Consider the following 17,945-nt stretch of genomic DNA (forward strand, 5'->3'; position numbering starts at 1 on the left):
GCGGTGCGGCGGGTCAGCGGTTCGGGACCGTGAACTCCTCCACGGGCTCGAGGTCCCCGTCCAGGAACACGATCCGATCCCCCGAACCCTCCAAGGGGAAGGTGGAGACGAGGACGCGGTCGTCGTCCGGGAACGCGGAGAGGGCAACGTACTCCAGCTCTGAGTCGCCCTGCGCCACGACCTCGCCCTCCGCGTCCCAGGCGACGAGGAAGCTGCTGCTTCGACCGGCGTCGTGGCCCGAGGCGAGGATGAGGTTCCCGCCGTCGCCCACGGACACCTGCCTCACTCTGGCCTCCGTGTTCCGGAGGTCGCGGGGTAGTCGGAACGTCGTGGGGTCCTCCTCGGAGCGCAGATCCCACAGCGCCACTCCTTCGCCCGTGCCGGACACGACGAACCCGCCGCTGATCTCCGTGGCGTCACCGAACTCATCGGATGCCTCCCGCAGCTCCGGGACCGAGGGGTGCGGTTCTCCCGTGACGGCGTCCCACACCGCGACGCCGTTGTCCAGGGCGGCGACCAGCAGGTCGCCCTCGGGGGAGGTCCCCAGGTCGAGGATCGACCCCGGCCAGCGGGAGTCGGCGCCCTCGGGGACGTCCACGCTGTAGAGCTCCTCGCCGTCTTCCACGCGGTAGGCGGTCACCGTGCCGCTGGCGTGCTCGCCGAAGTACAGGGTCGACCCGTCCGGGGAGAGGCAGAAGAAGCCGTCGTCGCCGGCCCTGGGCAGATCGACCACGTGACGCTCGGAGCCCTCCAGATCCCACACGTGGATCGCGGCCACCCCGTCGTTGGCGGACTTCACCGCCTTGCTGGCCAGGAAGGAACCGTCGGGGGTGGTCGCCAACCGTGAGTAGCTGAAAGTGAAGTTCTCATTGGTGTTGGTGAGCCGCTCGACCGCACGAGGCTCGTCCGCCTCGAAGACGTTCACGCCCGCCGTGGACAGCGTGGCGAAACGGTCGGTCCCGCCAAGGTGGACGACATCCCGCAGGTTGCTGTGCCCCGTGCTCGACTCGCTGGGCGTACGGCTCGGTGTCGGGGTGGGGGTGGGAGTGGGGCTGGACTCACCCGTCTGGACGCTCCCCGGGGTTGAGTCCCGTGGCGCGCTCTGCTCCGCACTGTTGACGACCAACGCCACGACGGCGACCGCGACAACGGCTGCGGCGCCGACCTTCCAGGGTCCCCACGAGCCGGGCTCCTCCGGGGACGGCACCTGCTCGGCGGTGTTCGCAGGCGAGGCGGGGGCCCCAGCGCTGCCCGCCACGCTCCTCCGTGTGGCTTCCGCGACGCCCTTCCCGGGTTCGTCCGGCTCGGGCTCCGGTTCGGGCGCCTCCGGCTGATCCGGTGCCGAGTCGGCGCCCTCGGCCCGGGACTCCCTGGGTTCCTCGGCGGAATCCGCCTCCGGGACCTCTCCGGAGGCTTCGACCGTGGGGACGACCGCCGGGGCCTCCTGCGCGGCCAGCTCGCCGGTCACGGCCAGGGTCGGGACGATCCTGGTGTCGGCGATGGTGCGCAGGACCCTGGTGGCGACCGCCTCGGGCAACCACTCTGTGAGGTCCTCGTCGCCCCGAGGCAGCGCCGCCCCGGCCAGTTCGGCCAGGACGGTGCCCAGCTTCGGCCGGTCGCCGGGGTCCTTGGCCAGACACGCCGTGACCAGTGGCCGCAGGGCGTCCGGCACCCCGGTCAGGTCCGGTTCCTCGTTGACCACCCGGTACAGCTGCGCGGGTGCGTTGCCCGTGCCGAAGGGCTGGCGGCCGGTGGCGGTGAACAGCAGCACCCCACCGAACGAGAACAGGTCGCTCCGGGAGTCGACGACCGACCCCACGGCCTGCTCCGGTGACATGTACGCGGGGGTGCCCAGGGTCTGCCCGGTGCGGGTGAGCTGGGTGGCGTCGGCGGCGCGGGCGATCCCGAAGTCGATCACCTGCGGGCCGCGCGGGGAGAGAAGGACGTTGCTCGGCTTGAGGTCGCGGTGGATCAGCCCCACGCCGTGGATGGCGGCCAGGGCCTCGGCCAGGCCCGCCGCCAGGGCCCGCAGTGAGTCCTCGGGGAAGGGGCCGCTGTCGCGCACCGCGTCGTGCAGGGAGGGCCCGGGGACGTACTCGGTGGCCAGCCAGGGGCGCGGGCCGTCGGTGTCGGCGGACAGGACCCGGGCGGTGTAGGGGCCGCGGACCCGTTGGGCGAGGTCGACCTCGCTGGCGAAGCGCGCGCGGAACTCGTCATCCCCGGCGTACTCGGGGCGGATGACCTTCACCGCGGCGAGGTCGTCCCCGGAGACCGCGAGGAACACGACGCCCATGCCGCCCTCGCCCACGCGTCGGAGCAGTCGGAAGTGTCCGAGCTCTCGGGGGTCGTCGGTGTGCAGCGGTTCCACAGGGCTTCGATTCCAGACTCGGGGGGCGCTCGCCGCAGCGTAACGGACGCGCCCCCGGGCACAGTCAGCGGCCGGGGTCCTCCGGCCAGGCGTCGCCCCACTCGGCCTTGCGGGCCGCGCGGTAGGTCTGCCCCTGGCGCTTGGACACCACCCGTTCCTCGATCCCGGGGCCGGAGGTGCACAGGCTCAGCGAGACCAGGCCCTTGCGCTTTTGGGGGTGGCGCAGGACGCGGTTGGCGGGGCGGTCCACAGGGTCGCTGGTGGCGGCCACGAACGAGAACTTCTCGTCCTCGAACCCCAGCGTGCCGAACTTGAGCCTGCGCTGGATGCCGGAGCGGTTGAGCCGCTCGGAGAAGTGGCACCAGTCGTCGCCGGGAGCGATGGGGCAGGCTCCACTGTGGGGGCAGGGCGCGGCCACGGTCATCCCCTCCGCCAGCAGGTGCGTTCGGGCTGAGATGACGCGTGCGTACCCCTCGGGGGTGCCGGGTTCGATCAGCACGACCGTCCTGGCCCGCTTGGCCAGGGAGCGCACGACCTCCTCCTGGACCTGCGGGGTGAGCTCGTTGAGCACGTACGACATGGTGGCCAGGTCCACGCGCGGGCCGTCCGGGACCGCGCCGGTGAGCCGGAAGCGTTCCCACTCCGAGCCGCTGACCGCCGGAGCCGTGGACCTGCGGGCGATCCGCCTGCCCAGGCTGATGGCGGGGGCCGACTGCTCCAGCACGGTGGTGGAGCGCAGGGACGGCCAGGCGGAGGAGGCGGCCCACACGGCGGCGCCCATGCCGCCGCCGACGTCCAGGTGGGTGGCGGGGGAGAACCCCGGCATCGAGGCGGCGGCGGTCTCGAAGGCGGCCTCCGCGGCGGTGAAGGTGGCGGGGAGCCGATAGGCGGCGTAGGCGACGACGTCGGTGTCCGAGGCCAGGACCAGGTCCTGGGGGTCGACCCTGCCCCGGTACTTCTTCATGAGTTCCTGGACCGACGTGGCCAGCGCGTGTTCGTTGGCCCCGCTGGCGACACTGTCGATCGCCGCGAAGAGTTCGCTGTTCAGATTCCCCATGCGCGTTTCTTCTCGTCCGGCGGTACCGGGGAATTCTATGCGCCGCCCCCACCCGGACCGGGCGGTGAGCGGAGCGCGGCCCAAGGGTCAGGTGGCTCGTCGGGACTCGGCCTGGGCGATGGCGGAGCGGCAGGTGCGGGCCAGGGAACGGTGGTTGGAGAGGCGGTCCAGCAGGCCGTAGGGGCTGAGGGGGCCGGAGGGGGCATCCCCCATGGGGGCGCCCTCAGCGTCGGTGACGTCAAGGGAATCGCCGGTGAGCAGGCCGCTCCGGGACCACCGCTCCCACCGTTCGAAGTCCGGGCTGTACTGGTGCGCGAACACGAAGGCGGGTTCGCCGCTTCCCTCCAGAGGGGCGCCGCCACGCGCCCACAGGGTGACGCCGCCGCTGCTGGACCACTCCTTGGCCGTGACCACCTCGACCTCAGGGCGGCCCGAGCGGTCGCGCACCAGCAGGGCGTCCTCGGCGCGGGTGCGGGGGTGCAGTTCGTGCTGCTCCTCGACCGAGGTCAGGGAGACGATCAGGCGCGGCACCCACCACCAGTTCTCCCGGCGCGCGATCAGGCTGTCCGCGCGCAGCCGTGTGGGCGGGTGCTTGATCGCCTCCTGTTCCACCAGGTGCTCCACGAACTCGGAGCCGTCGAGGTCCTCGACCACCTCGACCGGGCCGGTCCCCACCACGGCCGAACGTCCGCCCGCGTCCTGCGCGCTCACGCTGAAGGCGGCGGTCCGGCCCCAGAGCGAGAGGGCGGTCCCGGCCATCGAGTAGGGAAGGGCGACACACGGGGTGTCACGCCACATGAGTGGAACCACGGGAATACCCGAAGGGCCGGAAGACGTGGTCCAGGAGAGTTCGGCGACGGTGGATCGCTGCCAAACCGTGATCAGGTCAGTCAAGGTCAGGCCTTATATGTGAGGAATGCCGCATGTTAATTTCTGGTGACTTTAACCCATACTCCGAATCGGCCGCGACCCCCCAGGTGACGAGCACGGACAGAGGGGACGCGGTGACGACTTGGACCCGGAGCGTGAAAGGTAGGCCTCGGCCATGCCCGCAGCCCTAGTCCTACTCGCGTCGGTGGCGGTGTTTGCCGTTGGCTACCGTTACTATTCGCGATATTTGGCAGAGAAGGTGTACGCGCTCGACCCCGGGTACATCACCCCGGCGCACACCTACAAGGACGGCGTCGATTTCGTTCCGACGAATCGTCACATCGTTTTCAGCCACCACTTCATCTCGGTGGCGGGTGCCGCGCCCATCGTCGGTCCGGCCGTCGCGGTCTTCTGGGGCTGGGGCCCCGCGCTCGCGTGGATCCTGCTCGGCACCGTCTTCGCGGCGGGTGTGCACGACTTCGGCGCCCTGGTGGTGTCGGTCCGGCACAAGGCCCGCAGCATCGGCACCCTCGCGGGCGAGGTCATCAGCAAGCGTTCCCGCACGCTCTTCCTGGTGATCATCTTCTTCCTGCTGACCATGGTGAACGCGGTGTTCGCGGTGGTCATCTCGAACCTGTTCGTGAACTACCCGGCGGCAGTCCTGCCGGTGCTGATCGAGATCCCGCTGGCGATCGCGGTCGGCCAGATCGTCTACAAGAGACGCACCGCCGCACTGGTGCCGTCGATCATCGCGCTGGCCCTGGTCTACGTGTGCATCCCGCTCGGCGTGATGTTCCCGATCGACATCACCGGTGTCTCCGAGGCCATGGGGATGACCCCCAACACGGTGTGGGTCATCCTGCTGTTCGTGTACGCGTTCGTGGCCTCCCGCATCCCGGTGTGGATGCTGCTCCAGCCGCGCGACTACATCAACCTGCACCAGATGATGCTGGCCTTCGTGGTCATCGGCCTCGGTGTGATCGTCGGCTGGGACACGATCGTCGCCCCGGTCATCAACAGCGACATCCCCGCGGGCTCCCCGCCCTGGTTCCCGCTGCTGTTCGTCACCATCGCCTGCGGCGCCATCTCCGGTTTCCACAGCCTCGTGGCGTCGGGGACCACGGCCAAGCAGATCGACAAGGAGACCGACTCCCGGATGGTCGGTTACCTGGGCGCGGCCGGTGAGGGCACGCTCGCGGTCTGCTCGATCCTGGCCTGCACCGCCGGTGTCGTCGCCGCCTCGGCCTCGCCGCTGGCGGACTGGCGCGGGCTCTACAGCGACTTCGGTTCCGCGTCCGCCGGTGCCACCGGCAACTTCGTCGAGGGTGTCGGCCAGTTCGCCAACAACATCGGCGTCCCGCTGGAGATCGGCGTCATCTTCGCGGTGGTCGTGGTGGTCAGCTTCGCCGCCACCACCATGGACACCGGTGTGCGCCTCCAGCGCTACATCGTCCAGGAGATCGCCGAGATCATCCGCTTCCGTCCGCTGGCGCGCAACCTCACCGCGGCCACCCTGGTCGCCTCGATCGTCCCGCTGTGCCTGGCCCTCATCCCGGGCGACTTCGCCTTCGGCACCCTGTGGCAGCTGTTCGGTACCACCAACCAGCTCACCGCAGGGCTCGCGCTCGCGGTGATCGCGGTGTGGGTGACCAAGCGCGGGCGCAACCCGCTGGCGATCCTCATCCCGCTGCTCTTCCTGCTGGTGATGACCTCGTGGGCGCTGATCGTCAACCTGGTCGCGTTCCTGAAGTCGGACTCGCTGATCGATCTGTTCCTGCTGGCCCCGCTGGACTTCGTCATCTTCGCTCTGGCGATCTGGCTGGTCGTCGAGGCCGGTCTCGCCCTGCGCAAGGCCTTCGCCGCCCGCCGGGCCGGCGAGCTCCCCGAGGCCGACGACACCGGGGCGGCCCCGTCCGAGGACACCGCCCCCGACGTGAAGGAGAAGTAACAACGTGGACCCGACGGGTGCGCTCTCCCGCGTACGTGACGCCTGGAAACGGCTGGAGGCCTTCCACGACGAGGTCTTCGCCTCGCGCTGGCGTCAGGAACTGCGCAGGGAGGCGCGCACCCAGGAGGACACCCTGCGGGCCCTTCTCCTCCTCGAGACCCTGGGAGTGGAGGGGCCCGTCTCCTATGAGACCCTCGACCTCATCCCGTACATGGTGGCCGACCTGCACGAGTGGCACCAGCGCATGGGGCGGGACGATCTGGGCGGACCGGGGGTGTGCTGTTGAGGTTCGGCCGAGAACGCCGTGAGCGAGTGGCCTCCGAACCCTCGGAGGCCCCCATCGTCTTCTTCGGCGGCAAGGGCGGGGTCGGCAAGACCACCATGGCCGCAGCGCACGCGCTGGGCCTGGCCGACGCCGGGCTGCGCACCCTCCTGGTGTCCACCGACCCCGCGCACTCGCTGGGCGACGCGCTGGACCTCGCCCTGGGCGACCGCCCGGTGCGGGTCAGCGAGAACCTGTGGGCCCGCGAACCCGACGCGGACGCCGCACTGCGCCGCAGGGTCAGGAGGATCGGGGACGACGCCAGCGCGGCCCTGCCCCGGGAGATCCTGCCCGCCGTCACCCGCCACCTGGACCACGCGGCCGCCGGTCCGGGCATGGCGGAGTCGGCCCTGGCCGACCTGCTGATGGACGCCATGGAGGAGGTGCCCGGCACGTGGGACCGCCTCGTGGTGGACAGCGCCCCCACCGGCCACCTGCTGCGCCTGCTCGACCTGCCCGAACTGCTCACCCCGTGGGTCCAGGGGCTGGTGCGCCAGCGTGAGCGGGCTGTGGACGCCGATCGATTCGCTGTGGGAGTGGTGGGCGGCGATGGCGACGGCGCCCCGGACGATCCCCTCTTGGAGAAGCTGCACGCCCGCCGCCGCAAGCTGGAACGGGCCGCCGCGCGCCTGCGTGAGGACGCGCAGGTCCGGCTCGTCCTGGTGCCGCGCCGCATGGTGCTGGCCGAGACGGACCGTGCCGCGGCCCAGCTCGTGCGGACGGGCTTCCGGCTGGGCCGCGTGATCGTCAACCAGGTCCCGGAGGACGCGGACCCCGAGGTCCTGGGCGCCGTCCGGGACCGCTTCGCCGCGCACGGCACGGTGGAGCTGCCCCTGAGCGCCTCGGAGCCCATCGGCACCGAGGCCCTGCGCGCCCTCGTCGCCAGGCTGGGCTGACCAGCACTCCGCCGCCTGACCCCGACCCTGACGCCCCCGGCAACGCCGGGGGCGTCCTCCGTTTCCCAGGAACCTCCCCGGGTTCCCGGCCACGCTCCGTCCTTTTGCGCTAACAGAGATCGGATCATCGCAGACTTTTGTCGATTGCCATCAAAAAGGTTATTGACGGTCGCCACAAGGATGCGTAGATTCGTGACTCAGCTCACAGGATGGAGGTCCCCCCGATGGGTTCGACGATGCATCGCAACATGCTTGGGCGACGTTGGCGCGGCTCGATGGCGCTGGGCGCCGTCGCCGTGGCCGGAACGCTGCTGGCCACGGCGTGCAGCACCCCCGAGAGCGGCGGCGGATCGGGCGAGGCCGAGGGCCCGTTCACGATCGGGGTCAGCAACGGCTTCATCGGCAGCGAGTGGCGCGAGCAGATGCTGTCCGAGCTGGAGACCGCCTTCGGCGAGTACGAGGCCGAGGGGATCGTCGACCAGCTCGTCGTGGAGAGCGCCGACGTCGACATCAACGGCCAGATCCAGCAGATCCGCAACCTCATCCGTTCGGACGTCGACGCGATCATCGTCAACCCGAACTCGCCCACCGCGCTGGACCAGGTGTTCGCCGAGGCCGCCGAACAGGGCATCCAGATCGTCGCCATCGACCAGGCGGTGGAGTCCGAGAACGTCGTCAACGTGGTCATCGACCAGGCGGAGTGGGCCTCCCTCTCCGCCCAGTGGCTGGCCGACGAGGTCGGCGAGGGCGGCCGGATCATCGCGGTCAACGGCATCGACGGCCACCCCGCCAACGAGGACCGCTGGTCCGGGGCGAGCGAGGTCTTCGACGCCGCCGGGGTCGAGGTCGTCGCCAACGACTACGCCGAGTGGGACCAGAACCAGGGCCAGACCGTCACCCGCGACCTGCTGGCCAGCAACCCCGACGTCGACGGCGTGTTCGTCCAGGACGGCATGGCGCTCGGCGCCTTCCGCGCGTTGCAGGCCGAGGGCCTCGTGGACGACGTCGTCATGACCGGTGAGGCGCGCGTGGGCTACATGCGCGAGTGGGACGCCCTGCGCTCGGAGGGCGACTACACCAGCATCGGCGTGCCCAACCCGCCGTCGGTCTCGGTGTCGGCCCTGCACGTGGTGATCCGGATGCTCCAGGGCGAGGAGTTCACCTCCGACGGCCTCGACGGCAACAACGCCTGGCTGCCCATCCCGGAGACCATCACCGACGACACCTTCGACGAGCGCTTCGCCGAGGTCTCCGACGAGAACGACGCCTACGCCGTGGACCACGCGCTCACGCCGGAGGAGGCCGACGCCTACTTCGAGTAGTCCGCGCGGGGAGCCGGGCGTACCCACCCGTGGCGGAGGCCGCGAACGGACAGGAGCAGGGAGAGAACTCGTGGACTCACCGACGTTTCTGCGCATGAGCGGTGTGCGCAAACGCTACGGAGGGGTCACCGCGCTGGACGGTGCCGACTTCGAGGCCGACTCCGGGACGGTGCACGCCGTCCTCGGACCCAACGGTTCGGGCAAGTCGACCCTCCTGAAGGTGCTCACCGGGGTGGTCGGCCCGGACGCCGGTCAGGTGCGGTTGGACGGCGCACCTCTCCGTCCGCGCGGCCCCCGCGACACCCTGACCGCCGGAATCAGCTCCGTGTACCAGGAGCTGTCGCTGGTCGAGGACTTCACCGTGCTGGACAACCTGGTGCTGGGCGTGGAGCCCTCCCGGTTCGGGCTGCGCGACCGCCGCGCCGCGCTGGCCAGGTCCCTGCCGTGGTTGGAGCGGTTCGCCCCGGCCTTCGGCGGCAGGGTGCCGGTCCGCGAACGCGTGAGCGACCTCGACCCCGGGGAGCGCCAGGTCGTCGAGGTGTGCAAGGCGCTGGTCCGCGATCCCCGCGTGCTCGTGCTGGACGAGGCGACCGCCTCGCTGCGTCGCGGCCAGGTGGAGGTGCTCTTCGAGGTCGTGGACGAACTCCGTGCGCGCGGCGTGCTGGTCCTGTTCATCACCCACCGCTTGGCGGAGATCTACGCCGTGTGCGACCGCGCCACGGTCATGCGCAACGGGACCGACGTGGCCACGGTGACGGTGGCCGGGACCCCGGAGGCCGAACTGCTGGAACTGATGTCGGGTCGCCCGAGCGCCGCGCCGTCGGGCACCCGGGGGTCGGGGACCCCCGCAGCGAAGACCCCCGCAGCGGAGAGCTCCGAAGCGGGGACTCCCGCAGTGGAGACCCCCGCCTCGGGGACCGCCACCGCCCCGGCCGCAACGGCCGCCAAGGACCAGGACACCGACCCCGCCGCTCCACCGCGACTGGAGGTGCGGGACCTGACCGGTGACCGCCTCCACGGGGTCTCCCTGCAGGTCCGCGCGGGTGAGGTGCTGGGGCTCGGCGGACTCCAGGGGCAGGGGCAGTCCGAACTGATGGCCGCCCTCTTCGGCGCCGCCCGCCGGACCGGCGGCACCGTGCTGCTGGACGGAACCCCGGTGCGCGCCCGCTCGCCCAAGCAGGCCGTCCGGGCCGGGTTCTGTTACGTACCCGGCAACCGGGGCACCCAGGGCCTGGCCCTGGGCCGCCCCATCCTGGAGAACCTCGCCCTGCCCTCGGTGGGCCGCCGCGCCTTCCTGGGCGTGGGCCTGTCGAGGCGCCGCGAGGTCGCGGCCGCCCGCGCGGTGGCCGAACGCGTCAACACCCGCTACGGCTCCCTGAACGACCCGGTCTCCACGCTCTCCGGCGGCAACCAGCAGAAGATCGTGGTCGGCAAGTGGTTCCCCACCGAACCCGCCGTGGTGCTGATGGACGACCCGGCCAAGGGCATCGACGTCGGTGCCAAGGCCGAGATGTTCGACGTCGTGGCCGAGCTGGCCGCGTCCGGCGCGGCCGTGATCGTGGGCTCCAGCGACGACCGCGAACTGGTCGAGGTCTGCGACCGCGTACTGGTGATGTTCGAGGGGCGGGTGGTGGACGAGGTGGCCGGTGACCGGCTCACCGAGGACACCCTGATCGCCAGTGCCATGCACGTCACCGGTGCCGACGTCGCCGCCGCCCGCGAGGGCCACACGACCGAACTCCCCGACCCCGAACCGCGTCCCGAACCGCGTCACGCCGAGGAGGGCGGAGCATGAACCTCCTGAGGGGCACCGGAACACAGGACCTGCCGGGTCCGGTGCGGTCCGTGATGTCCGTACACATGCCGGCCCTCGCCGTGGGCCTCCTCCTGCTGATCACGGTGACGGCCTCCGCGATCCTCCAACCCGGGTTCTTCTCGCCCTACGGCCTCAGCGCCAGCTTCGCCACCTTCCTGCCACTGGCCACCATCGCGGCCGCGCAGACCATCATCGTGCTCGGCGGCGGGATCGACCTGTCCATCGGCACCATCGTCACGCTGTCCTCGGCGGTGTCGGTGGTGCTCATGCAGGGGGACGACGCCCGCCTGCCGCTGGCCCTGGCCGCCGGGCTCGCCACCGGCGCCGCCTGCGGCCTGTTCAACGGCCTCGTGGTGGCGGTCCTGCGGCTGCAACCCATCGTGGCGACCTTCGCCACGAGTTCGGTGTTCGGCGGGCTGGCCCTCCTCGTGCTGCCGTCCCCCGGCGGCCAGGTCTCCCCGCTCCTCACCGGGACCTACCGGATGGTCCTGGCGATGTACGTGCCGATCCCCGCCGTGCTGCTCGTGGTCCTCTTCCTCAGCTGGCGGATGCTGCGGGGGACCCGCTACGGACAACACCTGTACGCGGTGGGCGGCAACGCCGAGGCCGCCTACACCTCCGCCGTCCCGGTCTCGAGGGTGCGCGTGCTGTCGTACACCCTCGGCGGCATGGTGGCCTCCCTCGCCGGGGTGGCGCTGCTGGCCGACGCCGGGGCGGGCGATCCCACCCTGGGCACCGAACTCACCCTCGGGTCGATCGCCGCGCTCGTCATCGGCGGCACCCGACTGCGGGGCGGCTCCGGCGGGGTCGGCGGAGCGCTGGTGGGCGCGGTGGTGCTCTCCCTCATCCAGGGGCTCGTCTTCTTCGCCGGTGTCCCCACCAACGCCCGTGAGTTCGTCTACGGCTGCGTCATCATCGCGGCGATCGCGCTCGCGGGGCTCCTCACCGCCCGCGAGGGATCGGCGTCCGGAGCATCAGGAGGCAGAAGATGACCACCACCCTCACCGCGCGCCGCCTGACCAGGGATCCGGTGGTGATCTCCGGCGTGGTCACCCTGCTGCTGTGGGTCGTGGCCAGCTTCTACTCGCCCGCCTTCGCCTCGTGGGGCCACATCGTCACCACGCTGACCGTCGCCTCGTTCCTCGGGGTGATCGCGATCGGCCAGACCCTGGTGATCATCGCCGGGGGAGAGGGCATCGACCTGTCGGTGGGCTCGGCGGCCACCCTGTCCGCGATCGTCGCCTCCCGATTCATGGACGGCAGCAACGACGGCTTCCTCTTCGCGGTGCTGGTGGCCCTGGGCTCGGCCTGCTTGATCGGGGTGGTCAACGGGATCGGCGTCCTGCTGTTCCGGGTGCCACCCCTGGTGATGACCCTGGGCATGATCGCGGTCGTGGCCGGGTTCATCCGGCTCTACACCGGCGGCCGCCCCGAGGGATCGGCGGCGCCCCTGCTCAACCAGCTGGTCACCGGCGACACGGTGTTCGGCATCCCCGGGGTCCTGTGGCTGTGGCTCGCGCTGTCGGTCGTGGTGATCTGGCTGCTGCGCCGCACGGCGTTCGGGTGGCGGCTCTACGCGGTGGGCGCCAACCGGACCACGGCCCACCTGTCCGGGGTCAACCCCTCCGCGATCCGGTTCAGCGCCTACGTGCTGTCCTCCCTGTTCGCCGGGGTTGGCGGACTGCTGCTCCTCGGCTACTCCCAGAACGTCTACACGAACCTGGGCGCCGACTACATGCTCAACAGCGTCGCGGCCGTCGTGATCGGGGGGACCGCGCTGATCGGAGGGGTCGGCGGCTACCTCGGCACCATCGTCGGCGCCATCCTGCTCACCGTTCTGAGCGCGCTGCTGCGCACCATGCAGATCGGCGGCGGCGAGTGGGGAGACGCGCCGCGCCAGATCCTCTTCGGGCTGGTTCTGATCGTCGTGCTCACCGCCTACGGCCGTCAGAGACACCTGCGCGCCTGACCCCCCACGGCCGTGGCGGTCACCCCCCCGCACCGCCGCGGCCACCACCAACTCCGTACAGCTCAACTCGATGGGGAGACTCCAACGTGACTTCACAGGTGAACGGTCGGCTCGGCGTCGGCATCGTCGGCAGCGGGTTCATCGCCGACTTCCACACCCGTTCCTTCCGGGGCGTGCGCGACGCCGACGTCGTGGCGGTGTGCGGCCGGACGGCGGAGACCGTTCGACAGGTGGGCGACGTCGCCAGGGAGCTGCGCGTGGGCGACCCCGCCGGCTACGACGACGTGCGCGCGATGGTGCGCGACCCCGCCGTGCACGCGGTGTGGGTGACCACCCCCAACCACGTGCGGCTGGAGACCGTCAAGGCGATCTGCGAGGAGGTGACCTCCGGCCGGGCCGAACTGCGGGGGATCGCGATCGAGAAACCCCTGGGGCGCACCGTCGCCGAGGCCGAGGAGGTCCTGAAGCTCGTGGAGGGGGCCGGGCTGCTCCACGGCTACCTGGAGAACCAGGTCTTCGCGCCCGGGGTGACGCGCGCCCACGAGCTGGTCTGGGCGCGCGGGGCCTCCGCCTCGGGCTCCCCCTACCTGGCGCGCTGCTCCGAGGAACACAGCGGCCCGCACCGGGCGTGGTTCTGGCAGGGAGAGAACCAGGGCGGCGGGGTCCTCAACGACATGATGTGCCACAGCGTGGAGGCCTCCCGCTACCTCCTCACGCCGCCGGGGACCCAGGCCAGGGACTGGCTGCGGCCGATCAGTGTGGAGGCGACCATCGCCTGCCTGAAGTGGGCGCGCCCGCACTACGCGGACGAACTGGTCAACCGGTACGGCCCCGAGGTCGACTACCGCAGGAGCCCCTCCGAGGACTACGCGAGGGCCACCGTGGTCTACGTCAACGGCGACGGCCACCAGGTGGTCGCCGAGGCCACCACGTCGTGGAGCTACGTCGGCGCGGGGCTGCGGCTCAGCTACGAACTCCTGGGCCCCGAGTACTCCATGTCCTCCAACACCCTGGACACCGAGTCGAAGGTGTTCCTCAGCCGTGAGATCGCCGGAGGGGTCGGAGAGGACCTGGTGGAGAAGCAGAACGCCGAGGGCGGGCTCATGCCGGTGGTGCCCGACGAGGCGGCGACCTACGGCTACACCGAGGAGAACCGGCACATGGTCGAGTGCTTCCTGGACGGGGCGCAGCCCCGCGAGGACCTCCACGACGGCAGGGACGTGACCCGCCTGTTGATGGCCGCCTACCTGTCGGCGCAGGAGGGCCGCCGGGTCGACCTCACCGACCCGGCCACCCAGGAGCAGCTGGCCGCCTTCGTGCCCGACGTCGCCCTTGGCAAGTGGCGCGCCGGGGTCTGAACCCCCGCGCGCCCCGCCCGTCCGGCCCTCACTTCCCCAGGGGGCCGGACGGCGGGATCGGACTCTCCTGATCCGAGGGGACCGCGAACACGCTCGGGGCCCTCGGCTCCGGCGCGGTGTCACCGGCCGGTGCGGTCGAGGGCCCCGAGGGGAACGGATCCGTCAGTGGACCGGCTCCTCCGCCAGCGCCGCCTGGGCCCTGGCCTCCAGGGTGTTCCTGACCCCCTCCAGCTCCCTCGGCACGCTCTCGTCGAAGTGCGCCTTCATCCAGGTGTCGTCGTAGGGCGCGTCGGCCTTCGCCGTGAACTCGTAGTGCCAGGTCAGACGCACGCCCTCGGGCAGGTCCTCGTACACCCAGCGCAGGTGCATGTACTCGAACGGTCCGGTCTCCACCCGCACCGCGCGGGCCTCGCCCTCGTCCCGGTACATGGTGCGGTCGGACACCCAGGTCATCACGCGGCCCTGCTCGTCAGGGTGCTTGGTGATCCGGAAGCGGACGGTGTCGCCCTCATGGTGGATGACGTCCACGGACGCGTGGCCGGGGAAGAGATCGGTCCACCTGGCCACGTCGTTGGTCACCTCCCAGACCAGGTCGTAGGGCGCGTCGATGGTGGTGCTGTACTGGAGCTTCACTGCCATGGGGGTCACACACCTTCCACAAGGGCGGGGGAGTCGTCGTTGACGAACGCGATCAGGGCGGTGGGAGAGGGCGACAGCTCCGCCTCGCTGCCCAGCTTGCGGCCGACCCTGCGCTCGATCTCGGCGACGATGCCGAGCACACCGAGCGAGTCCACGCCCAGGTCCTCGAAGGTCCGGGCCGCCGCGGTCTCCGCGTCCGTCCGTACCCCGGCACTGGTGGAGATCAGCTCCACCAGCTCCTCCAACGTGATCTTTTCCTGCGCCATGGTTCTCCTCGTATCTCGTGTGTGTCAGACGTGGTGCGGACTGGTGAGGACGACCGCGGAGTTGCCGCCGCCCATGCCTCGGGACAGGACCAGCGCGGTACGCAGGCGGGCGGGCCGGGCCACCCGGACGACCAGGTCGAGCCCTGCGGGGGGATCGGGAACGCGGGGTGTGGGCGGGATGACCTGGTGTTCCAGGCTCAGGACGGCGGCGGCCACGTCGAGCGCCCCGGCCCCGGCGTGCGCCCTGCCGAAGCCCGTCTTCGGAGCCGTGACGGCCACTCCGTCGGGAAAGAGCTGACGCAGCGCCGTGGCCTCGTCGGCGTCGGCCTTGGGCATGCCCAGAGCGTCGGCGAAGACCACGTCCACCTCGTCCGGGGTGACCCCGGCACGGCGCATCGCGCCGAGGGCCGCGTGCAGGAGGCCCTCGCCGCCGGGGTCGTGGCCCCCGACCGAACCGAAGGTGCTCGCCTGTCCCGCGACGACGGCCCGGACACGGGCGCCGCGCGCCCTGGCCAGCTCCTGGTCCTCCACGAGCGCGACGGCCGCGCCCTCCGCCGGGACGTAGCCGACCGTCCGCTCGGTGAACGGGAGGTACACCGACTCGGGGTCGTCGCCGTCGGTGAGGGTCCCGGAAACCGCCTGGCAGGCCAGGGAGTACGGCGCCCCGATCGCCGACTCGCTGGCGCCGACCAGCATCGCCGAGCCGCCGCGGCGCAGGGCCTGCTCCGCCTGCCCCAGGGCGTCCAGCATTCCCGGTTCGTCGGTGACCAGGACACCGCACATGCCCTTGAGCTGGTTGCGGATCGACACCTGCCCGGTGCTGGCCGCGTAGAACCACGCGATGGACTGGTAGGGGCCCACGTGGCTGGGGCCACTGCCGTACAGAGCGGTCAGTTCGCGCTGTCCGAACTCGGCCCCGCCCGCGCCGGAGCAGATGAGCACCCCGGTGGCGTAGGGGTCGGCCGTGACGTCGAACCCCGAGTCCTTCAGCGCCTCCTCGGCCGCCACCATCGCGAACCAGGTGAACGCGTCGGTCTGGACGACGTAGCGGCCGTCCAGGTGGTCGAGGGGGTCGAACCCGCGCACCCGGCCGCCCAGACGGACAGGGAAGCCGTCGGTGTCGAAGTCGGAGAGCGGGGCGATGAGCGACCGGCCCTCCACGAGCGCGGCCCAGTAGTCGTGGGTCCCGGTCCCCGCCGGGGAGACCGTACCCAGGCCCGTGATCACCAGGTTCATGACCGCACCTCACTCCCTCGGTCGAGGACGACCGCAGACTGGAAACCTCCGAAGCCGCTGCCCACGGACAGCACCACGTCGACCCTGCGCTCACGCGCCGTCACGGGCACGTAGTCGAGGTCGCACTCGGGGTCGGGGGTGGTCAGGTTCGCCGTGGGCGGCACCACCCCGGTGTCCATGGCGAGCACGCAGGCGGCGAGTTCGATGGAGCCGATCGCCCCCAGGGAGTGCCCCACCATCGACTTGATCGACGTCATGGGGGTCCGGCGGGCGTGCTCTCCCAGCGCCCGCTTGACCGCGTCGGTCTCGTGCCGGTCGTTCTGCACGGTCCCCGAACCGTGCGCGTTGACGTAGTCCACGTCGGTGGCCGGGCGGCGCGCCTGGTCAAGCGCGGTCGTGATGGCACGCGCCATCTCCGACCCCTCGCGGCGCAGGCCGGTCATGTGGAACGCGTTGCCGTGGTTGGCGAAACCCGCCACCCGGCAGCGGAGGCGCGCTCCGCGGCGGCGCGCCGCCGACGCCTCCTCCAGGACCAGGACGGCCGCCCCCTCACCCATGACGAAACCGTTCCGGTGCCGGTCGAACGGACGGGACGCGTGCTCGGGGTCGTCGTTGGTGTCCGACGTCGCCCTGATGGCGTCGAAGCAGGCCATGGCGATGGGGGAGATCGGGGATTCGGCCGCCCCCGCGATCACCACGTCGGCCAGGTCGTCCTCGATGGTCTGCGCCGCGTAGCCGACGGCGTCGAGGCCGGACGTGCAGCCGGTGGACACGGTGCGGACCGGACCGCGCGCACCGACCCGCTCGGCGATCTCACCCGAGAGCGAGCTCGGGGACAGCGCCAGGTCCAGGTGCGGCCCCGCGGCCCCGGGGTCGACCACCCAGTCCGCGCCGCCACGGCTCATCACGGCGTACTCGCGGTCCAGCTGGGAGGTGGCGCCGACCGCGGTCCCCATGCTCACGCCGACGCGCCAGGGCGAGACGTCGGTCAGGGGGACGGCGCTGTCCGCCAGCGCCTCGGCGGTGGCGACGGCCGCGAACTGCGCGTATCTGTCCATGCGTTCGGCCTGTTCGTGTTCCAGCCCGAGCGCGACGGGATCGAAGTCGACCTCGGCGGCGATCCGGGACCGGTAGCCCGTCGGGTCGAACAGGGTGATGCCACGGGTCGCGGTCCTTCCCGCGGTGAGCATGTCCCAGAAGGCGGTCGCGTTGGTCGCACCGGGAGCGACCACCCCGATTCCGGTGATGACGGCCTCACGCCTCATGGGACCTCCCCTGGGCCGACGCGGTGGAGTGCCGCGGCTGGGTGGTGGACTCCGCGGCGGTGGCGGTGGCGGGAGCGGGTCGGGAGGGGCCGAGCGCAGGGTGGCCCGGCCCGATGATCACTGAAGGACGGCTGGTCAGGGTCAAGGGTGACTTCTCCACGGTTTCGGGCATGCAGAGGCCGACAGCCAGGTGGCTGGATGTGGTGGGCCGCGCCTCGGGCGGGGTCGGGCGTCGGACGGTGGTCGAAGGTGGACACGAAGGGTGTCGGGGGTCGGCGCGGTTCGGCACGGGAAGGTCCGACTGCGGTCCGCATGGTTACTTTCGGTACATGTGATATCACGCTAAGGATCGACGTTCCGCTTGCGACGCGGCCGCGCCCCACCTGGCTGGCCAGCTTTGTCGGGTGCCCCGTCCGAAACACCCGAAATGGCCGGAAGTCACGCGACGCAATGGTTAAATGCGGCTGCATTCTCCATTAAGAAGCGCGAAACTTCACTATTTAGCACATGCTTCCCGGGTCGGTCGTTTCGGAAACCGTGCCTTGGCCCCTTGCTTGGTCTCACTGTGCGTTATAGCTTGTATTCATATTCGAATGAGCATCCTCGCGAAACG

General features: G+C 71.1%; 15 protein-coding genes. 8 read left to right on the forward strand and 7 right to left on the reverse strand.

What is annotated here, in order from left to right; genetic code table 11:
• Positions 1-13: 13 nt before the first annotated feature.
• The 3 genes from KBX21_RS02870 to KBX21_RS02880 form a co-directional block, all read right to left on the reverse strand.
• Positions 14-2,368: a WD40 repeat domain-containing serine/threonine protein kinase gene (locus KBX21_RS02870; protein WP_210840927.1), complete on the reverse strand. Its 2,355-nt coding sequence runs from the start codon at positions 2,366-2,368 to the stop codon at positions 14-16.
• A gap of 64 nt (positions 2,369-2,432) precedes the next feature.
• Positions 2,433-3,425 carry a small ribosomal subunit Rsm22 family protein gene (locus KBX21_RS02875; protein ID WP_210840928.1) on the reverse strand — a complete coding sequence of 331 codons (993 nt, stop codon included), beginning with the start codon at positions 3,423-3,425 and terminating at the stop codon, positions 2,433-2,435.
• Positions 3,426-3,512: 87 nt separating this feature from the next.
• Entirely contained in the window at positions 3,513-4,319 is an 807-nt protein-coding gene (locus KBX21_RS02880; RefSeq protein ID WP_210840929.1) for a hypothetical protein, read from the reverse strand.
• A 151-nt stretch (positions 4,320-4,470) separates the two neighbouring features.
• Here KBX21_RS02880 and KBX21_RS02885 point away from each other — a divergent pair, with 151 nt between their 5' ends.
• The 8 genes from KBX21_RS02885 (at position 4,471) to KBX21_RS02920 (ending at position 13,926) form a co-directional block, all read left to right on the forward strand.
• On the forward strand, positions 4,471-6,243 hold the full coding sequence (locus KBX21_RS02885; RefSeq protein WP_210840930.1) for a carbon starvation protein A: 1,773 nt from the start codon (positions 4,471-4,473) through the stop codon (positions 6,241-6,243).
• Between the two features lie 4 nt (positions 6,244-6,247).
• On the forward strand, positions 6,248-6,529 hold the full coding sequence (locus KBX21_RS02890; protein WP_017542857.1) for a cory-CC-star protein: 282 nt from the start codon (positions 6,248-6,250) through the stop codon (positions 6,527-6,529).
• Complete coding sequence (locus KBX21_RS02895) at positions 6,520-7,461, forward strand: ArsA family ATPase (RefSeq protein ID WP_210840931.1); 942 nt, start codon at positions 6,520-6,522, stop codon at positions 7,459-7,461. The genes KBX21_RS02890 and KBX21_RS02895 overlap by 10 nt, the downstream gene beginning before the upstream one ends.
• A 248-nt stretch (positions 7,462-7,709) precedes the next feature.
• A complete protein-coding gene (locus KBX21_RS02900) occupies positions 7,710-8,783 on the forward strand; it encodes a substrate-binding domain-containing protein (RefSeq protein ID WP_234004168.1) in 1,074 nt (357 codons plus the stop codon).
• A 70-nt stretch (positions 8,784-8,853) separates the two neighbouring features.
• Positions 8,854-10,578 carry a sugar ABC transporter ATP-binding protein gene (locus KBX21_RS02905; protein ID WP_307869137.1) on the forward strand — a complete coding sequence of 575 codons (1,725 nt, stop codon included), beginning with the start codon at positions 8,854-8,856 and terminating at the stop codon, positions 10,576-10,578.
• A complete protein-coding gene (locus tag KBX21_RS02910; RefSeq protein ID WP_210840932.1) occupies positions 10,575-11,591 on the forward strand; it encodes an ABC transporter permease in 1,017 nt (338 codons plus the stop codon). The genes KBX21_RS02905 and KBX21_RS02910 overlap by 4 nt, the downstream gene beginning before the upstream one ends.
• Positions 11,588-12,568 (forward strand): ABC transporter permease, encoded by a 981-nt coding sequence (locus KBX21_RS02915; RefSeq protein WP_210840933.1) that lies wholly within the window; start codon positions 11,588-11,590, stop codon positions 12,566-12,568. Before KBX21_RS02910 ends, KBX21_RS02915 begins: the two co-directional genes overlap by 4 nt.
• An 86-nt stretch (positions 12,569-12,654) precedes the next feature.
• Positions 12,655-13,926 carry a Gfo/Idh/MocA family oxidoreductase gene (locus KBX21_RS02920; protein ID WP_307869138.1) on the forward strand — a complete coding sequence of 424 codons (1,272 nt, stop codon included), beginning with the start codon at positions 12,655-12,657 and terminating at the stop codon, positions 13,924-13,926.
• Positions 13,927-14,088: 162 nt separating this feature from the next.
• Here the strand turns inward: KBX21_RS02920 and KBX21_RS02925 are convergent, their stop codons facing one another.
• The 4 genes from KBX21_RS02925 to KBX21_RS02940 are packed head-to-tail and all read right to left on the reverse strand — an operon-like array spanning position 14,089 to position 17,332.
• The gene (locus KBX21_RS02925; protein ID WP_210840934.1) at positions 14,089-14,565 is read right to left on the reverse strand and encodes an SRPBCC family protein; all 477 of its coding nucleotides are present in this window, start codon (positions 14,563-14,565) and stop codon (positions 14,089-14,091) included.
• Positions 14,566-14,570: 5 nt separating this feature from the next.
• Positions 14,571-14,831 carry an acyl carrier protein gene (locus tag KBX21_RS02930; protein ID WP_110049624.1) on the reverse strand — a complete coding sequence of 87 codons (261 nt, stop codon included), beginning with the start codon at positions 14,829-14,831 and terminating at the stop codon, positions 14,571-14,573.
• Between the two features lie 24 nt (positions 14,832-14,855).
• The gene (locus tag KBX21_RS02935) at positions 14,856-16,067 is read right to left on the reverse strand and encodes a beta-ketoacyl synthase N-terminal-like domain-containing protein (RefSeq protein WP_210840935.1); all 1,212 of its coding nucleotides are present in this window, start codon (positions 16,065-16,067) and stop codon (positions 14,856-14,858) included.
• The gene (locus KBX21_RS02940) at positions 16,064-17,332 is read right to left on the reverse strand and encodes a beta-ketoacyl synthase (RefSeq protein WP_210840936.1); all 1,269 of its coding nucleotides are present in this window, start codon (positions 17,330-17,332) and stop codon (positions 16,064-16,066) included. Before KBX21_RS02940 ends, KBX21_RS02935 begins: the two co-directional genes overlap by 4 nt.
• Positions 17,333-17,945: the final 613 nt, after the last annotated feature.

The organism is Nocardiopsis sp. B62 (assembly GCF_018070675.1).
GTDB classification, from domain to species: domain Bacteria; phylum Actinomycetota; class Actinomycetes; order Streptosporangiales; family Streptosporangiaceae; genus Nocardiopsis; species Nocardiopsis prasina.